The following is a 19,181-nucleotide window of genomic DNA, read 5'->3' on the forward strand; positions in this document are numbered from 1 at the left end:
CGCGACTCCTGCTTCTCGTGGGGCCCCCGGACCCATCGAGGGGCGACTGAGATCACACTAGCCGTTCGAGGAGGGCGCGATGGAACCGCTCTCCCCGCGCGAGGGCGGCGATCTCGACGTTCTCGTCGACGCCGTGGATCGATGCACGCTGGGCGTTCGACATCTCCAGAGGAGCGAAGCGGTACACCGCCGGGGAGAAGCGGTGGAAGTGGCGGGAATCGGTGGCGGCCATCATCACGTAGGGCACGGCCGGAACCCCCGGATGGGAGACCTCGAGCGCCGCGGCGAGCAGGGCGAACTGCGCGTTCTCGGTCGACGATTCGGGAGATGGTTCGCTCGCCTCGATGACCTCGACCTTCACGAGCGGATCGCGCACACGCCGACGCACGCGCAGGACCGTCTGCTGCGTCGTCTCGCCCAGCGCGATACGCAGATTGACGGTGGCGGATGCCTGCGATGGGAGCACGTTCGCCGCGGTCCCGCCGGACTGCATCGTGGGCGCGACGGTCGTGCGGACGAGCGCCGCCGGCTCTCCCCCGAGCGCGGCGAAGACCCGCCCCGTGAGCAGGGGCGCGGAACCGAGCAACCGGAGCAGGTGCCGCGCCGACCCGGGCGTCTGATCGGCGAGGCGCGACAGCATCCGGAGGATCGCGGTCGACGCCCGCGGCCGGAATGTCGTGGGCCCCAGCCGATCGACCGCGCGTGCGATGCGCCGCACCGCCGTGAGCGCCGGTGGGGCGGAGGCATGGCCGCCGTCCCCGCGGGCCGAGAGCCGCACGGTCATCACGCCCTTCTCGCCGACGCCGATCATCGCCGCGCGCCCGGGCACGAACGGCAGAGGCGCGTCGACCACCGCTCCTCCCTCATCGACGACGAGCCAGGGCACGATCCCGCGGTCGCGGAAGACTCCGGCGATCTCCTGCGCCGCGTGCCCGTACGTCTCCTCGTTGCCGCCGAACGACAGGTAGACGTCGCGCGCGGGCACGAAGCCGTCGGCGAGCAGGTTCTCGACGGCTTCGAGGACGACGATCAGCGGGCCCTTGTCATCGAGCGCGCCCCGCCCGTACACGATGCCATCGGCGATCACACCGGCGAAGGGAGGATGCGTCCAGGCGTCGCTCTCGTCGACCGGGACGACGTCGTAGTGCGCCATCAGTACGACCGGACCGTCGGATGCCTCCGCCTTCCCGCGCCAGTGGAAGAGGAGGCCGAAATCGGTGTGGCGCTCGAGCGCCAGATGCTCGTGCGTCAACGGGTAGAGCTCGGCGATCAGGGCGACGAAGGCCTCGAACGGCTCCTTCCCACGCTCGTCGAGCTCGGCCGAGACGGTCGGGAGCTGGATCATCCGCGAGAGGCGTTCGTCGATGCCGGGGCGCACGGTGGGGGTCACGTTCGCCATCGTATCGACCGCGTCCGTCGCCGCAGGGGCGAGGAGGAGAATGGACGGGTGAGCCTCTTCGCCTTCGCCCCTTCCCGTGGACCGCGGTGGCCCCTCGCCCTCCAGGCCGCGATCGGCATCGCGGCACCGATCGCCGTGATGACCGTCCTCGGTCAGGCGCCGCTCGGCTACGTCGCCGCCTCCGGCGCCTTCACGGTGCTCTACGCGGGCTCCGCTCCGGTGGTCGATCGTGCGCGCGTGCTGCCGATCGTGGCCGTCTCGCTGCTCCTGAGCGCCGCCCTCGGCATCCTCGTCGCGGGGAACACCCTCGTCGTGAGCATCGGTGTCGTGGTGGTCGCGACCGTGAGCGCGGCTCTGGCGTTCGGCTTCCGGCTCGGTCCTCCCGGACCTCTGTTCTTCGTGCTGCTCTACGGGTTGTCCGCCCACGTCGTGGCCTCCGGAGCGATCGCGCCGTTCGTCTACCTGGTCGCGCTCGCCGGAGGCTGCGTGTTCTCGTACCTCGTCGCCCTCGCGCCGCTCGCGCTCCCCCGCATCCGGCGGATCCGGGCGAGACCGTTGCGGGAACTCCTGCCCGGACCGGCCTGGAACGCGGATTCCCGGATGCTCCTGCTCCGCGTCGTGATCGTCGCGATCGTGGGCGTGCTGCTCGGCCTCGTGGTCGACCCCGAGCGCACCTACTGGATCGTCGGCTCGGCCGTCGCGGTGATCGGAGTCGCGGCCGCGCGACGTGCCGCTTTCCAGCGCGGACTGCATCGGATGCTCGGCACCGTGGTGGGCGCGGGCGTCTACATCCTGCTCGCCCTCCTGCACCCGGCCGGTATCTGGCTGGCCCTGCTGCTGGGGCTGCTGCAGTTCTCGATCGAGCTCGTCGTGGTGCGCCACTACGCTCTCGCCCTCGTGTTCATCACCCCACTCGTGCTGCTGCTGACGGGAGCGGCGACCGGAAGCATCGGGTCGCTGGACGTCGCGGGCGAGCGGATCGTCGACACGATCGTCGGCGCGGTGCTCGGGGCCGCCTCGGGCGTGCTGCATCCGCGGGCGGCGAGGGATGTGTGAGGGCGCGCTTCCCTCCACAGATGACGACCTGAGCGAGTTTTCCACCGATCGTGAGTAGCGAGCCGCGAGGCGATCCGGACCTTGGCAGGATGAGGATCGCCACTCACAATAGGAGGATGATCGCTTTGACCGAAGCACAGACGTGGACGATGATCGGCGCGTTCATCGCTCTGATGTTCGGCATGATGACGATCATGTCGACGCACATCACTCGGGTCATGCGCGCCGAGATCGGTGGACTGCGCGCCGAGATGATCTCGAGGTTCGAAACCGTCGATGCTCGATTCGTCGCCGTAGAAGCTCGATTCGACGCGGTGTCCACTCGCATCGACGGGCTCGACCGCGACGTGCAGGCGCTCGTGAAGCGCAACTTCGGCCTGGACAGGGAGTGACCGACATGACGCGCGAGGCCGCTATGGACGAGTACCACGCACGCCTCGCTCCGGCCGATCGCGAGATCGCCGATCTGCTCGCCGCGCAGATCGAACGAGGTCTTCCCGAAGCCGCTGGCAAGGTCTGGCACGCGCATCCCGTCTGGTTCCTCGACGGCAATCCGATCGTCGGCTACAGCTGGCTGAAGGACGGAATGCGGCTGATGTTCTGGAGCGGCCAGTCGTTCGCCACGCCGGGCCTCACGGCATCCGGGTCGTTCCAGGCGGCCGATGTACTGTACCTCGAATCCGACGACGTCGACACCGACGCGGTCGCCGCCTGGCTCGCGGAGTCGCGCGCGATCCAGTGGGACTACGAGCACATCCGCAGGAATCGCGGCCTCGTCAAGCGCACCGCGTTCTGAGCGCGGCGCCTCGCGACCGAGTCCTGGCGGTGGGAACACGAACCCGCGCACGGCGGTTGCATCGGTGGAGGCATCCGCCGAGAGGAGACGCACATGGAGCTGACGCTCGTGACATCGGCGTTCTGCGGTGCGTGCGCGCGCACTCGCGCTGTCCTCGCCGACGCCGTGCGGTTCTTGCCGGATGCGACCGTCACCGAGATCGACGTGGCACGCGATCCCGACGCGGCGGAGTCCCTCGACATCCGCTTCACCCCGACGGTCATCATCCGTGCCGCGAGTGGCGAGACGGTCTTCCGCGCCGAGGGCGTGCCGACCGTTCCGCAGGTGCTCACCGCCGCGGTTCGCGCTCTCCCCGCCTGACCCGCGACGGGTCCGCAGGTCTCCTCTTGTGCCGGGTCATCGACGGACGCAGACTGGGCGTGTCTCGAGCCCCGGGGCACCCCTCTCACCAGGAGCAGTCATGGCGAATCTCAACCCGTATCTGTCGTTCCGCACCGACGCCCGCCAGGCGATGGAGTTCTATCAGAGCGTGCTCGGCGGAGACCTCGACATCAGCGTCTTCGGGGACTTCCCCGACATGGTGCAGGATCCGAGCCAGAAGGATCTGATCATGCACGCGCAGCTCACCACGCCCGACGGCCTGGTGCTCATGGCATCCGACACCCCCGACGGGATGCCGTACGAGAAGCCCGCCGGGATCTCGGTGTCGCTCAGCGGCAACACGCAGGCGCGCACTCAGGAGGTCTGGGACAAGCTCGCCGAGGGCGCGACGATCACCATGCCGCTCGACGTTCCGCCGTGGGGCGGCACGTTCGGCATGCTCGTCGACCGCTTCGGGATCGACTGGATGCTGCACGGCGACCCCGAGGAGTGATCGTCTCGTCAGTGCTGGGAACCTTCGACAGGCTCAGGGACCCAGCGGTCGCACTTCGTGGGGCCCTTCGACAGGTTCAGGGACCCAGCGGTCGCGGGGTCCGCGGGACCGAGCGGGTCAGCGCAGAGCGTTCGCCTCGATGAAGGCGCGCAGCGCGTGCTCGTCGTCGGCCATCTCCGTGACGTGCTGGGGTGCGCCGAGCATCTCGCGGAGTTCCTTGGAGTAGTCGAGCTCGACGCCGATGGCCTCGTTGATCGTCTCGGCGAACTTGTGCGGTTTCGCGGTCTCGAGAACGAGCATCGGCACGCCCTCCTCCACGTACTGACGCGCCACCTTCACGCCGTCGGCCGTGTGCGGGTCGATGATCTCCTCGGTCGCGGCGTACACCGAACGGATGGTCTCGAGGCGGTCGGCGTGCGTCGACGTACCGCTGACGATCCCGTACTCGAGCGCGAAGCGCGGCTGGTCGCCGGCGAAGTCGAAGTAGCCCTGCTCGTCGAGGTCGCGCCACGCGCCGACGACACGCTCGGGATCGCGACCGACGAGTTCGAAGATGAAGCGCTCGAGGTTCGACGCCTTCGAGATGTCCATCGACGGGCTCGACGTCGCGAGCGTCTGCGCCGCATTGCGCGGCCGGTAGACACCCGTGCGGAAGAACTCGTCGAGCACGTTGTTCTCATTGGCGGCGAGCACGAGGCGGCGGATCGGCAGCCCCATCTGCTTCGCGAAGAACCCGGAGAGGATGTTGCCGAAGTTGCCCGAGGGAACGGTGAACGACACCTCGGTCGGGCCGTCGGCATCCGTGGCCCGCAGCCACGCCCAGAAGTAGTAGACGACCTGTGCGGTGATGCGCGCGAGGTTGATGGAGTTCACGGCGCCGAGGTTCTGCGCCCGCTTGAAGTCGAGGTCTCCGGCGAGGTGCTTGACGAGGTTCTGGCAGTCGTCGAACACGCCCTCGACGGCGACGTTGTGCACGTTGGCGTCATCGAGCGAGAACATCTGCGCTCGCTGGAACGCGCTCATGCGGCCCTGCGGCGAGAGCATGAAGACCGAGACGCGGTCCTTGCCGCGCAGCGCGTGCTCGGCGGCGGACCCGGTGTCGCCCGAGGTCGCTCCGAGGATGTTGAGCACCGAGCCCTTGCGCTCCAGCGCGTACTCGAGCACCTGCCCGAGGAACTGCATCGCCATGTCCTTGAAGGCGAGCGTGGGTCCCTCCGACAGGCCGACGAGCGTGAGGCCGTCGCCGATCGAGCGCAGCGGCACGACGTTGCCCGGGAACGGCGCGTAGGCCGCCTCGGTCATCCGGGCGAGGTCTTCGCGCGGGATGTCGGTGGCGAAGAGGCCGAGCACCTCGGTCGCGAGCTGCGGGTAGGTCAGCGCCCGCCAGCGCTCGAGCGTCTCGGTGTCGACGGTCGGCATCTCGGCCGGGACCGCGAGCCCTCCGTCGGGCGCGAGGCCCTCCAACAGCGTCTCGCTGAACGGCTGCGGCTGCATGCCGCCGCGGGTGGAGATGAACTGCACGTTGGCTCCTCGGCTCGGGACTTCGGCACGTCCATTCTCGCAGGACGTCGGGCGCGTCGATGACGCGATGACGGATGCCCCGTCGATGAGTGCGGAGCGATCCGTCAGAACAGCGACGCGGGAAGCGCGCCCTCGTGCTCGAGCAACCAGCGTTTGGTCTCGAGACCGTGGCCGGGCGCGCCGCCCGAGTACCCGCCGAGGCCGTCGCCGGCCACCACCCGATGGCACGGCACGATGAGCGGCAGCGGGTTCGCGCCCATGATCGATCCGATCCCCCGGGCGGGCACGTCGGTGCCGCTGCGGGCCGCGAGGCCGCCATAGGTGAGGGTCTCGCCGTGACCGACCGTCTCGTACAGCGCCGTCAACACGGCACGGGTCGCGACGGTCTGCTCGCCGAGGTCGATGGGCAGGTCGAACCGCGTCAGCCGACCGGCGAAGTAGGCATCCAGCTGACCGAGGGCCTCCGTCAGCAGCGGTTCCGTACCGAGGTCGACCCCGGACGGGGCATCGGTGATCCACGTGACGCGCGTGACGGCTTCGCCGTCGCTGACCACACCGATGACACCCACCGGCGTCGGCATCGTCGCGAACCACGACACTCGTCGAACCTCCTCCGGCCGCAGACCCGCGGACCCGATCAGACGAGTTCCGCGACGAGGCTCTCGATGCGGGCACGGATCTCGTCGCGGATCGGGCGCACCGCGTCGATCCCCTGACCGGCCGGATCCTCGAGCGTCCAGTCCTCGTAGCGCTTGCCGGGGAAGAACGGGCAGGCGTCACCGCACCCCATCGTGATGACGACATCGGATGCCTGGACGGCCTCGGTCGTGAGCACCTTCGGCTGTTCGGTGGTGATGTCGATGCCGAGTTCGCCCATCGCCTCGACCGCGACCGGATTGATCGCGTCGGCGGGCATCGATCCGGCCGAGCGCACCTCGATGCGGTCCCCCGCGATCTCGCGCAGGAAACCGGCGGCCATCTGCGAGCGGCCGGCATTGTGCACGCAGACGAACAGAACCGAGGGCTTCACGGATTCAGAGGGCATGAACCCCAGGATAGGCGGCTCAGATCCAGCCGCGCTCCTCGGCGAGCAGCACCGCCTGCTGACGGGTGGCGACCGAGAGCTTGCCGAGGATCGCCGAGACGTGATTGCGCACGGTTCCCGGGGCGAGGGAGAGGATCCGCGCGATCTGACCGGTCGTCTCGCCGCGTCGCCCGGCCCGCAGCACGTCGAGCTCGCGGTCTGTCAGCGGCGAGCGCTCGTCGCTGAGGGCGTCGGCGGCGATCTCCGGATCGACGTACTTGCCTCCGGCCGCGACCTTGCGGATGACCGCTGCGACCTCGTTCGCGCCGCGGGACTTGGGCAGGAAACCCGACACCCCCGATGCCAGCGCACGACGCAGCACACCGGGACGGGCGTGACGGGTGACCACCACGCAGCGGGTCGCGATGGCGCGATTCAGCCGCTCGGCGACCTGCACGCCGTCGAGTCCCGGCATCTCGAGGTCGAGCAGGCAGACGTCCGGCTCGAGGCGCAGCGCCTCGGCCACCGCTTCGTCGCCGTCACCGCACTCCGCCACCACGTCGATGTCGTCTTCGAGGCGCAGCAATGCGGCGAGCGCCGATCGGATCATGCCCTCGTCGTCGGCCAGCAGCACGCGGATCATCGCGCGTCCTCCGCGGGGACGGTCGCGGTGACGACGAACTCCTCGCCGTCGTCGTGCACGTCGAGCGCTCCGCCGACCTCGGCGAGGCGGCGTCGGATGCCGTCGAGGCCCGACCCCTCGGCATCCGACTCCTCGCCGGGTAGACGGTCGTTCGCGATGACGTAGCGCCAGTGGGATCCGTCGCGCTCCAGGGCGAGCCGGGCCCGCGCGCCGCCGCCATGGCGCAGCGCATTGGTGGTCGTCTCGCGGATCACGGGTCCGAGAGCGGATGCCGGGGCGAGTGCCGCATCGGGAGCGATCCGCGCCTCGACCTCGAGGCCGGCGGCGGTGAGGAGGTCGCGGGCGTTCGCGAGCTCATCGCCCAATGGCACGGAGCGGAAGCGGGTGGCGAGGTCGCGCGTCCCCTGCCGGGCGTCATCGACGCTGCCGCGGGCCGCGCGCAGCTGCTCCATGCCGGCATCCGCATCGACCGGCATGAGGCGCTCCGCGAGTTCGAGTTGCAACGCGATCACCTGCAGGTGGTGCCCCTGCAGATCGTGCACGTCGGTCGCGACGCGCAGTCGTTCCTGGGTCGCGGCGAGCTTGACCTCCGACGCCCTGGCGCGGTCGAGCGTGTTCAGCACGTCCCACCACCACAGCGTGCTCACCGTCATGATCGGCAGCAGCGCGGTGTAGAAGATCGGCATCCACCAGACGGCCGCCGCTTCGTCATGCGCGTCGATGAATCCGAGCACGCCCATGACCAGGACCGCGGCGATGGTGACGCGGTACCTCACCCCGGCGGGCCAATTGAGCAGCGCGAGCGACTGCACGATCGGCATGAGCGCGAGCTGCCAGCTGCCGAGCGCGATGCCCGCGACGACACCGAACACCACAGCGACGGACATCGGCAGCAGGATGCTCCGCCACGCGACGCCCGGCTCGGCGTCGACGCGATACCGGTAGTCGCGCAGCAGGAGGGCCGTGGAGGCCCACCAGATCAGGCCACCGATGGCCACGATCATGCCGGGGACGATGCTCTCGGGTTCCGCGAAGGCGAGCACCGTCCAGAAGAACACCAGCATGAGCTCGAGGAACAGCACACCCGACACCGTGTACCACCAGGTGGCGATGATGCCGCGCGCGAGTTGGCGGGCTCCGGGCGTCGAGGGGGTGCTCACCCCACCACCCTAGAGCCGTGACAGTTGTCACCCCTCGGCCGTGCAGAGCGCGTGGATTCCGGTGACATCGCGGCACTGCCGCGATCGGAGGGAAGCGGATGAACTGGATACATCGCAACGGAGAGACCGTTGCCGCACAGACCCGGAGGACACCATGAACCTCATCGAGACCTTCCAGAATCTGGTCGCCCAGGTGCCCGAGCTCGTTCAGCCCCTCATCGTCGCACTCGCGGGTGCCATCCCGTTCATCGAGGGCGAGGGCGCCGCGTCGATCGGCATCATCGGCGGCATCCACCCGATCGTCGCGGCGATCGCCGGCATCGTCGGCAACTTCCTCTGCGTACTCGTCCTGGTGCTCGCCAGCTCCGGTGCACGGCAGGCGATCGTTCAGCGCAACCAGGCCCGCAAGCTCGTCGCGGCCGGTGGGGATGCGTCGGCGATCGAGGCACCCGAGCCGGCGAGCCCCCGCAAGCAGAAGTTCCAGAGCGCGCTCGATCGTTACGGGGTCCCCGGGGTGAGTCTGCTCGGCCCGCTGCTGCTGCCGACGCAGTTCACCGCCACGATGCTCGCCGCGACCGGCGTCAGCAAGGCGCGGATCCTCTTCTGGCAGGGACTCGCGATCGTCGCCTGGACCACGCTCCTGACGATCATCGTCGGCGGCGCCGTGCACGTCATCGCCTGACTCGGGATCCCCGGAGGGAGATGAGGGGCGGCATGTGGGGACCGCCGCCCCTCGGGTGTGGTGCCCGAAGCACCGACGTGATCGGGGAGATCACATGGGCCCTGGGGAAGGGCCCGTCTAGAGCAACGAGGGGCGTCAGGAAATCTGACGCCCCTCGTTCACCCTTTCTCAGAGGTGTCAGGAACCCGCGCGAGCCCGCCGACGCGAGACCAGCAGGTAAGCACTGGCACCGATCGTGAGGAGCGCTCCGATCAGGCCGGCGATCCCGGCGAAGGCCAGCGTGCCACCGGTGATGGCGAGGCCACCGCCGGCACTCGTCGATCCGCCGGTCGATCCGCCGGCCGACGGGCTCGGCGTCCCGTCGTGCGACGTCGTGGTCGGAGTCGGCGTCGCGGTCGGCTGAACGTCGAGTTCGTCGATGACGATCGTGTACTCCTGCGTGTCGGTGCCGTACTGGTTGGTCGCGGTCACGGTGAACGTGTAGGTGCCCGCGGTCGTCGGTGTGCCCGACACGACCCCCGTCGCGGGGTCGAGAGCGAGGCCCGGCGGCAGCTCTCCCGTGGTGACCGTCAGGGTGATCGGGCCGGGCCCCGTCGCCTCAGCCGTCTGCGAGTAGCCGTGACCGACCGTGTCGCCGGGCAGGCTCAGCGTGACGATCACCGGCGGCTCGGTGTACGTGAAGCCGCCGGGGTAGGTCGTCGGGACCTGGTAGTTCGTGGGTGTCGTGCCGGCGACGAGCCCCGCGGTGACGACCACGTCGACCGGCCCGTCGACGTGCGGCGGGGTCACGACGGTGATCGGGCATCCCGACGTGTCGAGATCGGTGCCGGGGATGCCGTCGAAGGTGACCTCGGTGACGCCGAAGCTGACGGCCAGCGCGGGCCGCGTCGTGCCCGCGGTCGCGATGCTGCCGAGCAGTGTCGATTCACCCGCGCCCAGCGCACCCCAGGTGTAGAGGCGTCCGTCGCTCCCCAGCGCATAGGACGCGCGGTAGTTGATCGCGAGGTCGGTGAAGGTCACCCCCGACGGGACATCCGTCATGTCGACGCGCACAGGGGCTGCGGCGTTCGTCGTGCCACCATCGCCCAGCTGACCCGAGGAGTTGAGACCGATGCTGTACGTGTTGCCGTCATCGGCGAGCAGCATCGCGTGCAGTTCGCTCGACACGACCTTCGTGACCTTGGCACCGGTGGGGATCTCCCCCGCGCTCATGAGCACGGGTTCGGTGACGAACGGCACGGAGGTGTCGCCGATGCCGAGCGCCCCGTTACCGTTGTTGCCCCACGAATAGACGTGTCCGTCGGTGCCGATGCCGTAGGCGTTGTACGACCCGGCGGCGATCTGGGTGAAAGTGACGCCCGCGGGCACGGCGCCCTGGCTGATGCGCACCGGTGTCGTGCGGACGGTCGGAGTCGACGCGTTGCCGCTACTGTCACCGGTCGCGCCGAGGAAGTTCGACCCCCACGCGTAGACCCATCCGTCACTGCCCAGGGCGTAGCCGTTGCCGTTGCCCTCGGCGATCTGCGTGATGGTGACACCGGCGGGGATCTGCCCCTGCGAGAGCGCGACGGGCTCCGTCTGCCAGTTGTTCGTGCCGTCGCCGCTCGACGGCTCACCCCAGCTGTACACCCAGCCGTTGTCTGCGAGCACCGAGACGTGCCCGGAGCCGGAGATCACCTCGGTCGCCTTCACACCCGCGGGGATCGCCCCCGGATGCACCTTCACCGGGGTCGGGTACTCCCACTGCACGAACGACCCGATCCCGACCTCGCCGGACGCATTCATCCCCCAGGCGTAGATCTCTCCGTCGGCGGTCACGGCGTAGCCGGTGTGCTGGCCGTAGGCGACCGAGACGACATCGGCATCCGCGGGCATCTCGCCACGGGTGATCGTCGACGGGGCGCTGTTCCCACCCTGCGCCGTCGACCCCCAGCGGTCCTCGCCCCAGGTGAGAACGGCATCGTCATCGGTGACGATCATCGCGTTCATGCCTCCCGCGGTGAACAGGTCGATCGACGGGACGACGCCGCAGTCGATCTCGACGGTCGTGCCGCCGGCGGTCGGACCGGAATCCGGGGCCACCGCCGCCCATCCTGCGGCCGGGACCGCCACCGCCAGCGCGAGTCCGACGGCCACTCCACCCCAGACGATTCGACGGTTCTTCTTCTCGTACATGTTTTCTCCTCCCCAGTGCGGAGCCCGTTGCCGCGCACCCATCCCCCACCGAGATAGACGAACGATCGGTCGATTCGTTACGCGAGATCGGGGCGGATCGGGAAATCGTCAGATTTTCTACGGTCACTCGTTCGGGGTACGGCATGCGCGATGGAGGGCGGACCCGACCTGACAGAATGGACGCGTGCACCCGTCCAGAAGACCCGCCGTCCTGCGCGGGTTCGCGGCATCCGCCGTGGCGATCTTCGTCGCACTGGCCGGGCACGTCACCGCGGGCGGCGCGATGCCGGGGCCGCTCGGAATCCTCGTGCCGTGGATGCTCTCGTTCATGGTGTGCGTGCTCCTCGCCGGGCGCCGACTCTCGGTCATCCGCCTGAGCATCTCGGTGGCCGTCAGCCAGTTCCTCTTCCACGTGCTCTTCGTGCTCGGCACGATCACACCGTCGGGCGTCGTCGCCCCGCACGTGCACGGCGCCCCGCTGGTGCTCCCGGCCGCAGGCGCGATCCCGGATGCCGTCGTCGCCGACGGCACGATGTGGATCGGGCATCTGGTCGCCGCCGTCCTCACGATCGCCGCTCTGCACCGCGGCGAAAGGCTGCTGCTCGGTCTGCGCGACCTCGCGCAGCAGAGCATCCGTTGGGTGCAGCGCCGCGTCGCGTCCGCGACGTTCGTGCCGCTGACGCGCCCGCACGCGGCTCCCGCCGTCGTCTCCTTCGCCGTCGCCCTGCGCGATGGCCTGCTGCTGTCGACCCTGCGCGGTCGAGCGCCGCCCCTCTCCCCCGCGATCTGATCCGCACCTCCGGCCTCTGCGCCGGCAGGTGATCACGCCTGCGCCGGCACGCTGCCGCGCGGGCATCCGAACGCACATGCGGCGTCGGCTTCCCGGCGCCTGTTGAGAGGTCTGTCATCCATGTCCCCTGTCCGCAGATTCGCGGTCGGGATGGCGGTGGCGGCTGTCGCGGTGTTCGCGACGGCCGTGCCGGCATCCGCCCATGATTCGCTCGTCCACAGCACGCCCGAAGCCGACGAGAGTCTGACCACGGCGCCCGAGAGCATCACCCTGACGTACTCGGGCGAGCTGCTCGTGCTGGGCGATTCCACCCAGGGCGCGGTCGTGCTCGTGATCGATGAAAGCGGCCGCGATTGGGCGACCGGCGACGTGGAGGTCTCGGGCAACACCGTCACCGCCGCGGTCGAGCCCGGGATGCCCGATGCCGGGTACCAGGTGCGCTGGCAGGTGGTCTCGGAGGACGGGCATCCGATCTCGGGCATCGTCCCCTTCACGATCGGTGACGCCGAACCGATGACGACGCAGGCACCGACGGATGCCGATGCTCCCGCGTACGTTCCGGACGCCTCGGATCAGACCCCGAACGAGACCGACGGCGGCCTGCGTGCGCTGCTCGTCGGCGGCGCGGGCGCGGCGATCGCCGTCGTCGCCCTCGTCCTGTATCGAATCCTCCGCCGTCCGAAGACGGCACCCGCCGCGTCCGCCGAGGGCGACGCCGCGGAAGAGAAGTGAAAGGCATTTCCATGAACACCCCTACGAAGAACCTGTCCCGTCTGACCGCGCTCGTCGCGGTTTCGCTGCTCGCCCTCACGGGATGCGCCGCTGCCGAGACGCCTACCGAGACGGCGCCCGCGGGCGAGTCCGTCGCCATCGAGGACGCCTGGGTCAAGGCGACCGACGAGGACATGTCGGCGGCCTTCGGCACGCTGACCAACAGCAGCACGGATGCTGTCACGATCGTGTCGGCCGAGACCGCCGCCGCCGGCATGGTCGAGCTGCACGAGACCGTCGAGAACGAGGCCGGCGAGATGGTCATGCGCGAGATCGAGGGCGGATTCTCGATCCCCGCCGGCGGCTCGCTGGAGCTCGTGCCCGGTGCCGACCACATCATGCTCATGGGGCTCACCGGCGCGCTCAGCGCGGGCGACGAGGTCACCGTCACCCTCACGTTCTCGGACGACTCGACATACGCCTTCACCGCTCCGGTGAAGGACTACTCGGGCGCCAACGAGAACTACGAGGGTGACGAGGGCGACGACCACGAGGGCATGGACCACTGATGCCCCCGCGCACCGAGGGTGCGCGCTCCGATCGCTCCGGGTCGACCCGGCGGCAGTTCCTCCTCGGAGGGGCTGTCGCCGGTGTCGGCGCGGTCGCGGCGATCGGGGTCGACTACGCCCTGAACCGGCAGGATGCCGGCACCGCAGCCCCCGCTTCGACGCCGATGAACGGCGAGGAGACCGTGCCGTTCCACGGCACGCACCAGGCGGGGGTCGACACCGCCGCACAGGCGCACGGACTGTTCCTCGCGCTCGACCTGCTCGACACGACGGATCGTGATGGCCTCACCCGGCTGCTGCGCATCCTCACCGATGATGCCGCCCGGCTCACACAGGGGAAGGCAGCGCTCGCGGACTCCGAACCGGAGCTCGCTGCGGCCCCCGCACGCCTGACGGTCACGTTCGGTTTCGGCCCGGGACTCGTCGCGCGCGCGGCGGGCGTGGCGCCGGAGTGGCTCGCTCCCCTGCCTGCGTTCTCGATCGATCGTCTGCAGCCCGAGTTCTCCGGCGGCGACCTGCTGCTGCAGATCGCCGCCGACGATCCGCTCACCGTCGCGCACGCGGCGCGGATGCTGTTGAAGGACGCCCGCAGTTTCGCGTCGCTGCGCTGGAGCCAGCAGGGCTTCCGCCGCGCCTACGGCACCGAGCGCCCGGGCACGACGATGCGCAACCTGTTCGGCCAGGTCGACGGCACCGCCAACCCCGAACCGGGAACGACCGAGTTCGACTCCGTCGTGTGGATCGAGGACGGATGGCTGGCCGGCGGCACCGGGATGGTCGTGCGTCGCACCCGCATGGACCTCGACAAATGGGATCGTCTGGATCGCAGCGGGCGCGAAGCGTCCGTCGGTCGCACGCTCGCGAACGGCGCACCGCTCACCGGCACGAAGGAGTTCGACGAACCGGACTTCGACGCGACCACCGCGGTGGGTTTCCCCGTGATCCCCCAGTTCGCGCACATGCGCCGCGCCCGCGGCGACGACGGCGAGAAGATCTTCCGTCGCGCCTACAACTACGACGAGCGCCCGGCGGGCGCGAGCGTGTCGGAGTCCGGCCTGATCTTCGTGTCGTTCCAGGCCGACATCGACCGGCAGTTCACGCCGATGCAGCAACGGCTCGCCGACCTCGATCTGCTCAACGAGTGGACGACGCCGATCGGCTCGGCCGTGTTCGCCATCCCGCCCGGATGCCGCGAGGGCGGCTTCATCGGGGAGACTCTGCTGGGCGGGGCGTCGTGACGGTGACGGAGGCCGCGCCGCGGCCCGCTGCTCGACCGGGCCGTGCGAAGGGGCCCCGGTGGTTCGGAGCCCTGATGCTGCGGCTGCACTTCTTCGCCGGCATCCTGGTGGGGCCGTTCATCCTGGTGGCGGCGCTCAGCGGTGCGCTCTACGCGCTCACCCCGACGCTCGAGCAGGTCGTCTACGCGCACGAGCTGCACGCGCCGGAATCGTCGACGTCGCTCAGCCTCGCCGAGCAGATCGGGATCGCCGAGGAGCACGTCGGTGACGAGGCGACGCTGTCGGCGGTGCGCCCCGCACCCGAGCCGGGCGATACCTCGCGCATCCTGTTCGCGCAGGACGGGCTCGCCGCGAGCGAATCCCGCGCCGTGTTCATCGACCCCGGCACGGGCGAGATCCGTGGCGACCTCACCGTCTACGGCACGAGCGGCGCGCTGCCGCTGCGCACCTGGATCGACAATCTGCACCGCAACCTGCAGCTCGGCGAGGTCGGCCGGTACTACAGCGAACTCGCCGCGTCGTGGTTGGGCATCGTCGTCGTGGCGGGCCTCGCGCTGTGGATCATCCGGATCCGCAGGGCGCGCGCGAAGCGCGATCTGCTGCGCCCGAACCCGAGGCACACCGGGTATCGGCGGGCCTTCGGCTGGCATGCCTCGCTCGGGGTCTGGGTGGTGCTCGGGGCACTGTTCCTCTCGGCGACCGGTATCACCTGGTCGCAGTTCGCGGGTGCGAACGTGTCGAACCTGCGCGCCTCGCTGGATTGGGGAACGCCGCAGCTCACGACCGTGCTCGACGGAGCGGATGCCCCGGCCGACGAGCATGCCGGGCATCACGGTGCGGTCTCCGCTCCGACCGGTGCGGCGAATCCCGCCACCTTCGACGCGGTGCTCGCGATCGCTCAGCGCACCAACGTCGACACCGGGCTCGTGGAGATCACCCCTCCCGCCGCGCCGGGCTCGGCATGGGTCGTGCGCGGGATCAAGACGAGCTACCCGACCGAGGTCGACTCCGTCGCGATCGACGGCACGACGATGCAGGTCGTCGACCGGGTCGACTTCGCCGAGTTCTCGCTGCCGGCGAAGCTCGCGCGGTGGGGAATCGACCTGCACATGGGGGTGATGTTCGGTCTCGCGAACCAGATCGCGCTGTTCGTGATCGCCCTCGCGATCGCCGGGATGGTCGTGCTCGGGTACGTGATGTGGTGGAAGCGGCGACCGCCGCGGTCGGCACGGAGGCTCGGGGGCTCGCCACCCGCGCGCGGGGTGCTGCGCGATGCCCCGTGGTGGGGACTGGCCGCGGTCGCCGCGGTCGGCGCGGTCGTGGGGCTGTGGCTGCCGCTGGTCGGCTGGACCCTCGTGGGCTTCGTGCTGATCGACGTGGTGGCGGGTCTCGTATCCCGACGCCCGGTGTGAGAGTGCGGCCGCGTAGGTTGGGGGAATGGATGCTCTTGATCTGCGCGGCCGCACGATCCTCGTCACCGGGGCGAATGCCGGCATCGGCTACTGGTGCGTCGAGCAGCTCGCGGCGCGTGGGGCGCGGGTGCTGCTCGGATGCCGCTCCGCCGAGCGCGCGGCGACGGCGGTCGACGCCGTACGCGGGCAGGTACCGGACGCGGATCTGCGCGTGCTGCCCCTCGACCTCGGGTCGCTCGAGAGCGTCGCGGTCGCGGCATCCGAGGTCGGCGAAACACTCGACGCCGTGATCTGCAACGCCGGCGTGAAGGCGGCGACACCCGATGCCCGCACCGCCGACGGGCTCGACCTCATGGTCGGCACGAACTTCCTCGGGCACTTCGCGCTGATCGCACAGCTCGAGCCGGTACTCGCGCCCGACGCCCGGGTCGTGGCGGTCGGCTCGCTCGCGCACCGTTTCGCGCAGCTCGATCCCGCGCGCCTCACCGCTCCCTGGCGTGGATCATCCCTGCGCCAGTACGGCCGCTCGAAGGCGGCACTGATGGCATTCGCGTTCGAGCTCGACCGTCGGTGGTCCGGATCGGGGCGCTCGGTGCTCTGCGCGCACCCCGGCTACGCGGTGGACCCGCTCACGCCCGAACGGCCCGGTCTCGCCTCCGGCTCCCGCCTCGTGCGGGCGCTGGCCCGGCCGACGCGCGCGCTCGTGCAGGGGAAGGACGCCGGCGCTCTGCCGATCGTGCACGCGGCGACGGCACCGGATGCCGCGAGCGGCGACTACTGGGGACCGGGCGGCCTGCTCGAGTTCCGAGGAGCACCGAAGCGAGTCGCCGCCTCGGATGCCGTGCGTTCACGCGCGACGGGTGCGGCGCTGTGGGCGGCCGCCGATGCGGCGACCGGGGTGGTCTTCCCGGCCTGAACGATCAGCCCGCGAGCGTGGTCAGCCGGCGAGCGGGATCAGCCGGCGAGCTCCGGGATCACGACGTTGACGGAGTACGACGACCCCTCGATCTCGGAGATCGTGACGGTCGCGGCGTACTGATCGCCGCCCTGGATCGCGGTGCATTCGAGGCTGTAGCCGTTGGATACCTCGTGCGATCCGCCCGGGCAGAGCACGCTCGGACTCGGGAGCACGCCCGCATCGGTCAGCGCCCGCGCAGCGGTGACGCCGATCTCCTCGGCGGTCAGCGTCAGGATTCCACCGGCGTCGGCCGCGGGGCTCTCGCTCGGTTCGGGTGCGGGAGCGTTGTTCGGGGCATCCGCGACCTGCACCGAAACCGTGACATTCGTGCCGTCGACCTTCGTGAGGGTGACGTCGGCGTCGAACTCGGCACCGCTGGCCGGATCGGTGAGAAGGCACGGCACGACCGAGTCCTCCTTCAGCGGGATGCTGTCGTCGCCGCAGTCGATCTCGGGGCGCTGTCCGATCTCGGCCTCGAGCGCGTCTTCGGCGAGGGTCGCGATCTCGTCGGGCGAGGCGGTGGCGGATGCCGAGAAGGTGCAGCCCGTGAGCGCCGCGGCGAAAAGGCCGAGGCCGGCGGTGAGAAGAGCGAGTCGAGAAGTGCGCATGGAAGTGTCCCCCGTATCGATGTCGCGGCCAGCGTATCGACATGCGACGATCACGGCGCGTTCCCTCGCCCGGCGCCGCGGCATCCGCTTCGTCCTGTTCGCCGAGATCCCCTCTTACGGACGGGATCCCCCTATCCGCGCTGCCCATAAAGGGGCAGCTCGTACGGAAAGGGGGATCTCGGCGAGAAGAGAGAGCGGCGATCAGACGGCCGGGGCCGGCTCCTCCTCCGCGCGCGGGGTCACCCGCACGCGGGCGATGCGGCGGCGGTCGAGCTCGGCGACCTGAATCGTCGCGCCCGGGACCTCGACCGTGTCGCCGACCACCGCGAGGCGTCCGAGCTGTTCGGTGATGAAACCGGCGATCGTGTCACTCGAGCCGCGCGGCAGCTCGAGACCCGTCGCCTCCTCGAAGTCCTGCAGGTTCAGGCGCCCGTCGATCGCTCCGCCCGGAAGGTCCAACTCGGCGGTGTCGTACTCGTCGAAGATCTCACCGACGACCTCTTCGACCAGGTCTTCGAGCGTGACGAGCCCGTCGGTGCCGCCGTACTCGTCGACGACGACCGCGATGTGGTGCCCGTCGGCGCGCATGCGCGTGAGGGTCGGCAGCACGCGGGCAGTCGACGGGATGTACGGGATGTCGCGCAGCAGCGTCATCACCGGGCGCGAGGGGTCATCGCCCGCCGCCTCGAACAGGTCGCGCACGTGCACGAAGCCGATGATGTCGTCGATCGACTTGTCGGCGACGGGGTACCGCGAGAACGGCAGATCGCGCACCTGGGCCATCGCCTCGGCGGCCGTCGCGGTCTCATCGAGCGCGACCACTTCGGGGCGGGGCCGCATGACCTCGCTGATCTGGCGCCCGCGCAGCGAGAGCACGTCGTCGAGGATGCGGCGCTCGTCATCGGGAAGGCCCTGATGCGAGGCGACGATGTCGCGCACCTCCTCGTCGCTGAGCTCTTCACCCGTCTTGTTCGGGTCTCCGCCGAGCAGACGCACGAGCGCGTTGGTCGACATCGAGAGCAGCCAGATCACCGGCCGCATGACGATCGCGAAGCCGTTGAGCGCGGGCGCCACGGCATACGCGAACTGCGCATTGCGCTGGATCGCGAGGCGCTTTGGCACGAGTTCGCCGAGCACGAGCGACAGGTAGGCGATCACGAGCGTCAGCACGATCGTCGCGATCGTGAGCGAGATCGCCGGGTCCATGCCCCACGACTCGAACAGCGGCGCGACGGACGGGGCGATCGAGGTCGCACCGTAAGCCGCCGATGCGAAGCCGGCGACCGTCACGCCGATCTGCACCGCCGAGAGGAAGGTGTTGGGGTTGCGGGCCAGAGCCGCGACCTTCGCCCCGCGCTTGCCGCGCAGGCAGATCGCGTTGATCTGGCTCTCGCGCAGCGTGACGAGCGCCATCTCCGTCGCTGCGAAGACACCGCCGATCAGGACGAACGCGAAGACCAGGGCGATGTTCCAGAGCAGGTCGCCCATCAGCGGGTCACCTGCGAGGTCGAGGGGTGCGCGCCCGGGGTGAACCGGGCGCTCGTACTGTCAGAGTCCGAAGAGTC

At 69.9% G+C, this 19,181-nt stretch carries 21 protein-coding genes; 12 read left to right on the forward strand and 9 right to left on the reverse strand.

All coding sequences use genetic code 11. From position 1 onward, the window contains the following. Positions 1 to 52: 52 nt before the first annotated feature. Positions 53 to 1,399, reverse strand: coding sequence for a M20/M25/M40 family metallo-hydrolase (locus ACIQTT_RS07090; protein ID WP_402787963.1), 1,347 nt, complete (start codon positions 1,397 to 1,399; stop codon positions 53 to 55). 48 nt (positions 1,400 to 1,447) lie between these two features. Between ACIQTT_RS07090 and ACIQTT_RS07095 the strand changes: the two genes are divergently transcribed. The 5 genes from ACIQTT_RS07095 (at position 1,448) to ACIQTT_RS07115 (ending at position 4,125) form a co-directional block, all read left to right on the forward strand. Next, complete coding sequence (locus ACIQTT_RS07095) at positions 1,448 to 2,455, forward strand: FUSC family protein (RefSeq protein ID WP_402787966.1); 1,008 nt, start codon at positions 1,448 to 1,450, stop codon at positions 2,453 to 2,455. A gap of 116 nt (positions 2,456 to 2,571) precedes the next feature. After that, a complete protein-coding gene (locus ACIQTT_RS07100) occupies positions 2,572 to 2,847 on the forward strand; it encodes a hypothetical protein (protein WP_402787969.1) in 276 nt (91 codons plus the stop codon). Positions 2,848 to 2,852: 5 nt separating this feature from the next. After that, positions 2,853 to 3,251, forward strand: coding sequence for a hypothetical protein (locus tag ACIQTT_RS07105; protein WP_402787972.1), 399 nt, complete (start codon positions 2,853 to 2,855; stop codon positions 3,249 to 3,251). A gap of 93 nt (positions 3,252 to 3,344) precedes the next feature. After that, a complete protein-coding gene (locus tag ACIQTT_RS07110; RefSeq protein WP_402787975.1) occupies positions 3,345 to 3,611 on the forward strand; it encodes a glutaredoxin family protein in 267 nt (88 codons plus the stop codon). 100 nt (positions 3,612 to 3,711) lie between these two features. Further along, entirely contained in the window at positions 3,712 to 4,125 is a 414-nt protein-coding gene (locus ACIQTT_RS07115; protein WP_402787978.1) for a VOC family protein, read from the forward strand. 117 nt (positions 4,126 to 4,242) lie between these two features. On the opposite strand, the gene thrC is transcribed toward ACIQTT_RS07115, so the two are convergent. The 5 genes from thrC to ACIQTT_RS07140 form a co-directional block, all read right to left on the reverse strand. Continuing rightward, positions 4,243 to 5,646, reverse strand: coding sequence for a threonine synthase (gene thrC, locus ACIQTT_RS07120; protein WP_402787981.1), 1,404 nt, complete (start codon positions 5,644 to 5,646; stop codon positions 4,243 to 4,245). A gap of 104 nt (positions 5,647 to 5,750) precedes the next feature. Further along, a complete protein-coding gene (locus tag ACIQTT_RS07125; RefSeq protein ID WP_402787984.1) occupies positions 5,751 to 6,245 on the reverse strand; it encodes a methylated-DNA--[protein]-cysteine S-methyltransferase in 495 nt (164 codons plus the stop codon). A gap of 38 nt (positions 6,246 to 6,283) precedes the next feature. Continuing rightward, a complete protein-coding gene (locus ACIQTT_RS07130) occupies positions 6,284 to 6,691 on the reverse strand; it encodes an arsenate reductase ArsC (RefSeq protein ID WP_402787987.1) in 408 nt (135 codons plus the stop codon). A 19-nt stretch (positions 6,692 to 6,710) separates the two neighbouring features. Next, a complete protein-coding gene (locus ACIQTT_RS07135; protein WP_336640923.1) occupies positions 6,711 to 7,313 on the reverse strand; it encodes a response regulator transcription factor in 603 nt (200 codons plus the stop codon). Continuing rightward, on the reverse strand, positions 7,310 to 8,473 hold the full coding sequence (locus tag ACIQTT_RS07140; RefSeq protein WP_402787991.1) for a sensor histidine kinase: 1,164 nt from the start codon (positions 8,471 to 8,473) through the stop codon (positions 7,310 to 7,312). The genes ACIQTT_RS07135 and ACIQTT_RS07140 overlap by 4 nt, the downstream gene beginning before the upstream one ends. Before the next feature lie 154 nt (positions 8,474 to 8,627). Here ACIQTT_RS07140 and ACIQTT_RS07145 point away from each other — a divergent pair, with 154 nt between their 5' ends. Beyond that, entirely contained in the window at positions 8,628 to 9,155 is a 528-nt protein-coding gene (locus ACIQTT_RS07145) for a small multidrug efflux protein (protein ID WP_402787994.1), read from the forward strand. Positions 9,156 to 9,332: 177 nt separating this feature from the next. Here the strand turns inward: ACIQTT_RS07145 and ACIQTT_RS07150 are convergent, their stop codons facing one another. Further along, positions 9,333 to 11,330, reverse strand: coding sequence for a putative Ig domain-containing protein (locus tag ACIQTT_RS07150; RefSeq protein WP_402787997.1), 1,998 nt, complete (start codon positions 11,328 to 11,330; stop codon positions 9,333 to 9,335). Between the two features lie 184 nt (positions 11,331 to 11,514). Between ACIQTT_RS07150 and ACIQTT_RS07155 the strand changes: the two genes are divergently transcribed. From ACIQTT_RS07155 to ACIQTT_RS07180, 6 genes are all read left to right on the forward strand, one after another. Next, positions 11,515 to 12,120 carry a hypothetical protein gene (locus ACIQTT_RS07155; RefSeq protein ID WP_402788000.1) on the forward strand — a complete coding sequence of 202 codons (606 nt, stop codon included), beginning with the start codon at positions 11,515 to 11,517 and terminating at the stop codon, positions 12,118 to 12,120. A gap of 150 nt (positions 12,121 to 12,270) precedes the next feature. Then, on the forward strand, positions 12,271 to 12,852 hold the full coding sequence (locus tag ACIQTT_RS07160; protein WP_402788003.1) for a copper resistance protein CopC: 582 nt from the start codon (positions 12,271 to 12,273) through the stop codon (positions 12,850 to 12,852). Positions 12,853 to 12,863: 11 nt separating this feature from the next. Then, the gene (locus tag ACIQTT_RS07165) at positions 12,864 to 13,400 is read left to right on the forward strand and encodes a copper chaperone PCu(A)C (RefSeq protein WP_402788006.1); all 537 of its coding nucleotides are present in this window, start codon (positions 12,864 to 12,866) and stop codon (positions 13,398 to 13,400) included. Continuing rightward, positions 13,400 to 14,638 carry a Dyp-type peroxidase gene (locus ACIQTT_RS07170; RefSeq protein WP_402788009.1) on the forward strand — a complete coding sequence of 413 codons (1,239 nt, stop codon included), beginning with the start codon at positions 13,400 to 13,402 and terminating at the stop codon, positions 14,636 to 14,638. The genes ACIQTT_RS07165 and ACIQTT_RS07170 overlap by 1 nt, the downstream gene beginning before the upstream one ends. After that, a complete protein-coding gene (locus tag ACIQTT_RS07175; protein ID WP_402788012.1) occupies positions 14,587 to 16,050 on the forward strand; it encodes a PepSY-associated TM helix domain-containing protein in 1,464 nt (487 codons plus the stop codon). The genes ACIQTT_RS07170 and ACIQTT_RS07175 overlap by 52 nt, the downstream gene beginning before the upstream one ends. A gap of 25 nt (positions 16,051 to 16,075) precedes the next feature. Continuing rightward, complete coding sequence (locus ACIQTT_RS07180) at positions 16,076 to 16,966, forward strand: SDR family NAD(P)-dependent oxidoreductase (protein ID WP_402788015.1); 891 nt, start codon at positions 16,076 to 16,078, stop codon at positions 16,964 to 16,966. A gap of 38 nt (positions 16,967 to 17,004) precedes the next feature. Here ACIQTT_RS07180 and ACIQTT_RS07185 read toward each other — a convergent pair whose 3' ends face one another. Continuing rightward, positions 17,005 to 17,616 carry a hypothetical protein gene (locus ACIQTT_RS07185; RefSeq protein WP_402788018.1) on the reverse strand — a complete coding sequence of 204 codons (612 nt, stop codon included), beginning with the start codon at positions 17,614 to 17,616 and terminating at the stop codon, positions 17,005 to 17,007. A gap of 201 nt (positions 17,617 to 17,817) precedes the next feature. Then, a complete protein-coding gene (locus ACIQTT_RS07190) occupies positions 17,818 to 19,104 on the reverse strand; it encodes a hemolysin family protein (RefSeq protein ID WP_402788021.1) in 1,287 nt (428 codons plus the stop codon). Between the last annotated feature and the right edge of the window lie 77 nt (positions 19,105 to 19,181).

The organism is Microbacterium sp. NPDC090225 (assembly GCF_044772365.1).
Taxonomy (GTDB): Bacteria; Actinomycetota; Actinomycetes; order Actinomycetales; family Microbacteriaceae; genus Microbacterium.

Coding starts and splice junctions, on each gene's coding strand:
- ACIQTT_RS07090 (WP_402787963.1), bottom strand. CDS start 1,399: ATGGCGAACGTGACCCCCACCGTGCGCCCCGGCATCGACGAACGCCTC.
- ACIQTT_RS07100 (WP_402787969.1), top strand. CDS start 2,572: ATGATCGCTTTGACCGAAGCACAGACGTGGACGATGATCGGCGCGTTC.
- ACIQTT_RS07105 (WP_402787972.1), top strand. CDS start 2,853: ATGACGCGCGAGGCCGCTATGGACGAGTACCACGCACGCCTCGCTCCG.
- ACIQTT_RS07110 (WP_402787975.1), top strand. CDS start 3,345: ATGGAGCTGACGCTCGTGACATCGGCGTTCTGCGGTGCGTGCGCGCGC.
- ACIQTT_RS07115 (WP_402787978.1), top strand. CDS start 3,712: ATGGCGAATCTCAACCCGTATCTGTCGTTCCGCACCGACGCCCGCCAG.
- ACIQTT_RS07130 (WP_402787987.1), bottom strand. CDS start 6,691: ATGCCCTCTGAATCCGTGAAGCCCTCGGTTCTGTTCGTCTGCGTGCAC.
- ACIQTT_RS07135 (WP_336640923.1), bottom strand. CDS start 7,313: ATGATCCGCGTGCTGCTGGCCGACGACGAGGGCATGATCCGATCGGCG.
- ACIQTT_RS07145 (WP_402787994.1), top strand. CDS start 8,628: ATGAACCTCATCGAGACCTTCCAGAATCTGGTCGCCCAGGTGCCCGAG.
- ACIQTT_RS07150 (WP_402787997.1), bottom strand. CDS start 11,330: ATGTACGAGAAGAAGAACCGTCGAATCGTCTGGGGTGGAGTGGCCGTC.
- ACIQTT_RS07160 (WP_402788003.1), top strand. CDS start 12,271: ATGGCGGTGGCGGCTGTCGCGGTGTTCGCGACGGCCGTGCCGGCATCC.
- ACIQTT_RS07165 (WP_402788006.1), top strand. CDS start 12,864: ATGAACACCCCTACGAAGAACCTGTCCCGTCTGACCGCGCTCGTCGCG.
- ACIQTT_RS07170 (WP_402788009.1), top strand. CDS start 13,400: ATGCCCCCGCGCACCGAGGGTGCGCGCTCCGATCGCTCCGGGTCGACC.
- ACIQTT_RS07175 (WP_402788012.1), top strand. CDS start 14,587: ATGCCGCGAGGGCGGCTTCATCGGGGAGACTCTGCTGGGCGGGGCGTC.
- ACIQTT_RS07180 (WP_402788015.1), top strand. CDS start 16,076: ATGGATGCTCTTGATCTGCGCGGCCGCACGATCCTCGTCACCGGGGCG.
- ACIQTT_RS07185 (WP_402788018.1), bottom strand. CDS start 17,616: ATGCGCACTTCTCGACTCGCTCTTCTCACCGCCGGCCTCGGCCTTTTC.
- ACIQTT_RS07190 (WP_402788021.1), bottom strand. CDS start 19,104: ATGGGCGACCTGCTCTGGAACATCGCCCTGGTCTTCGCGTTCGTCCTG.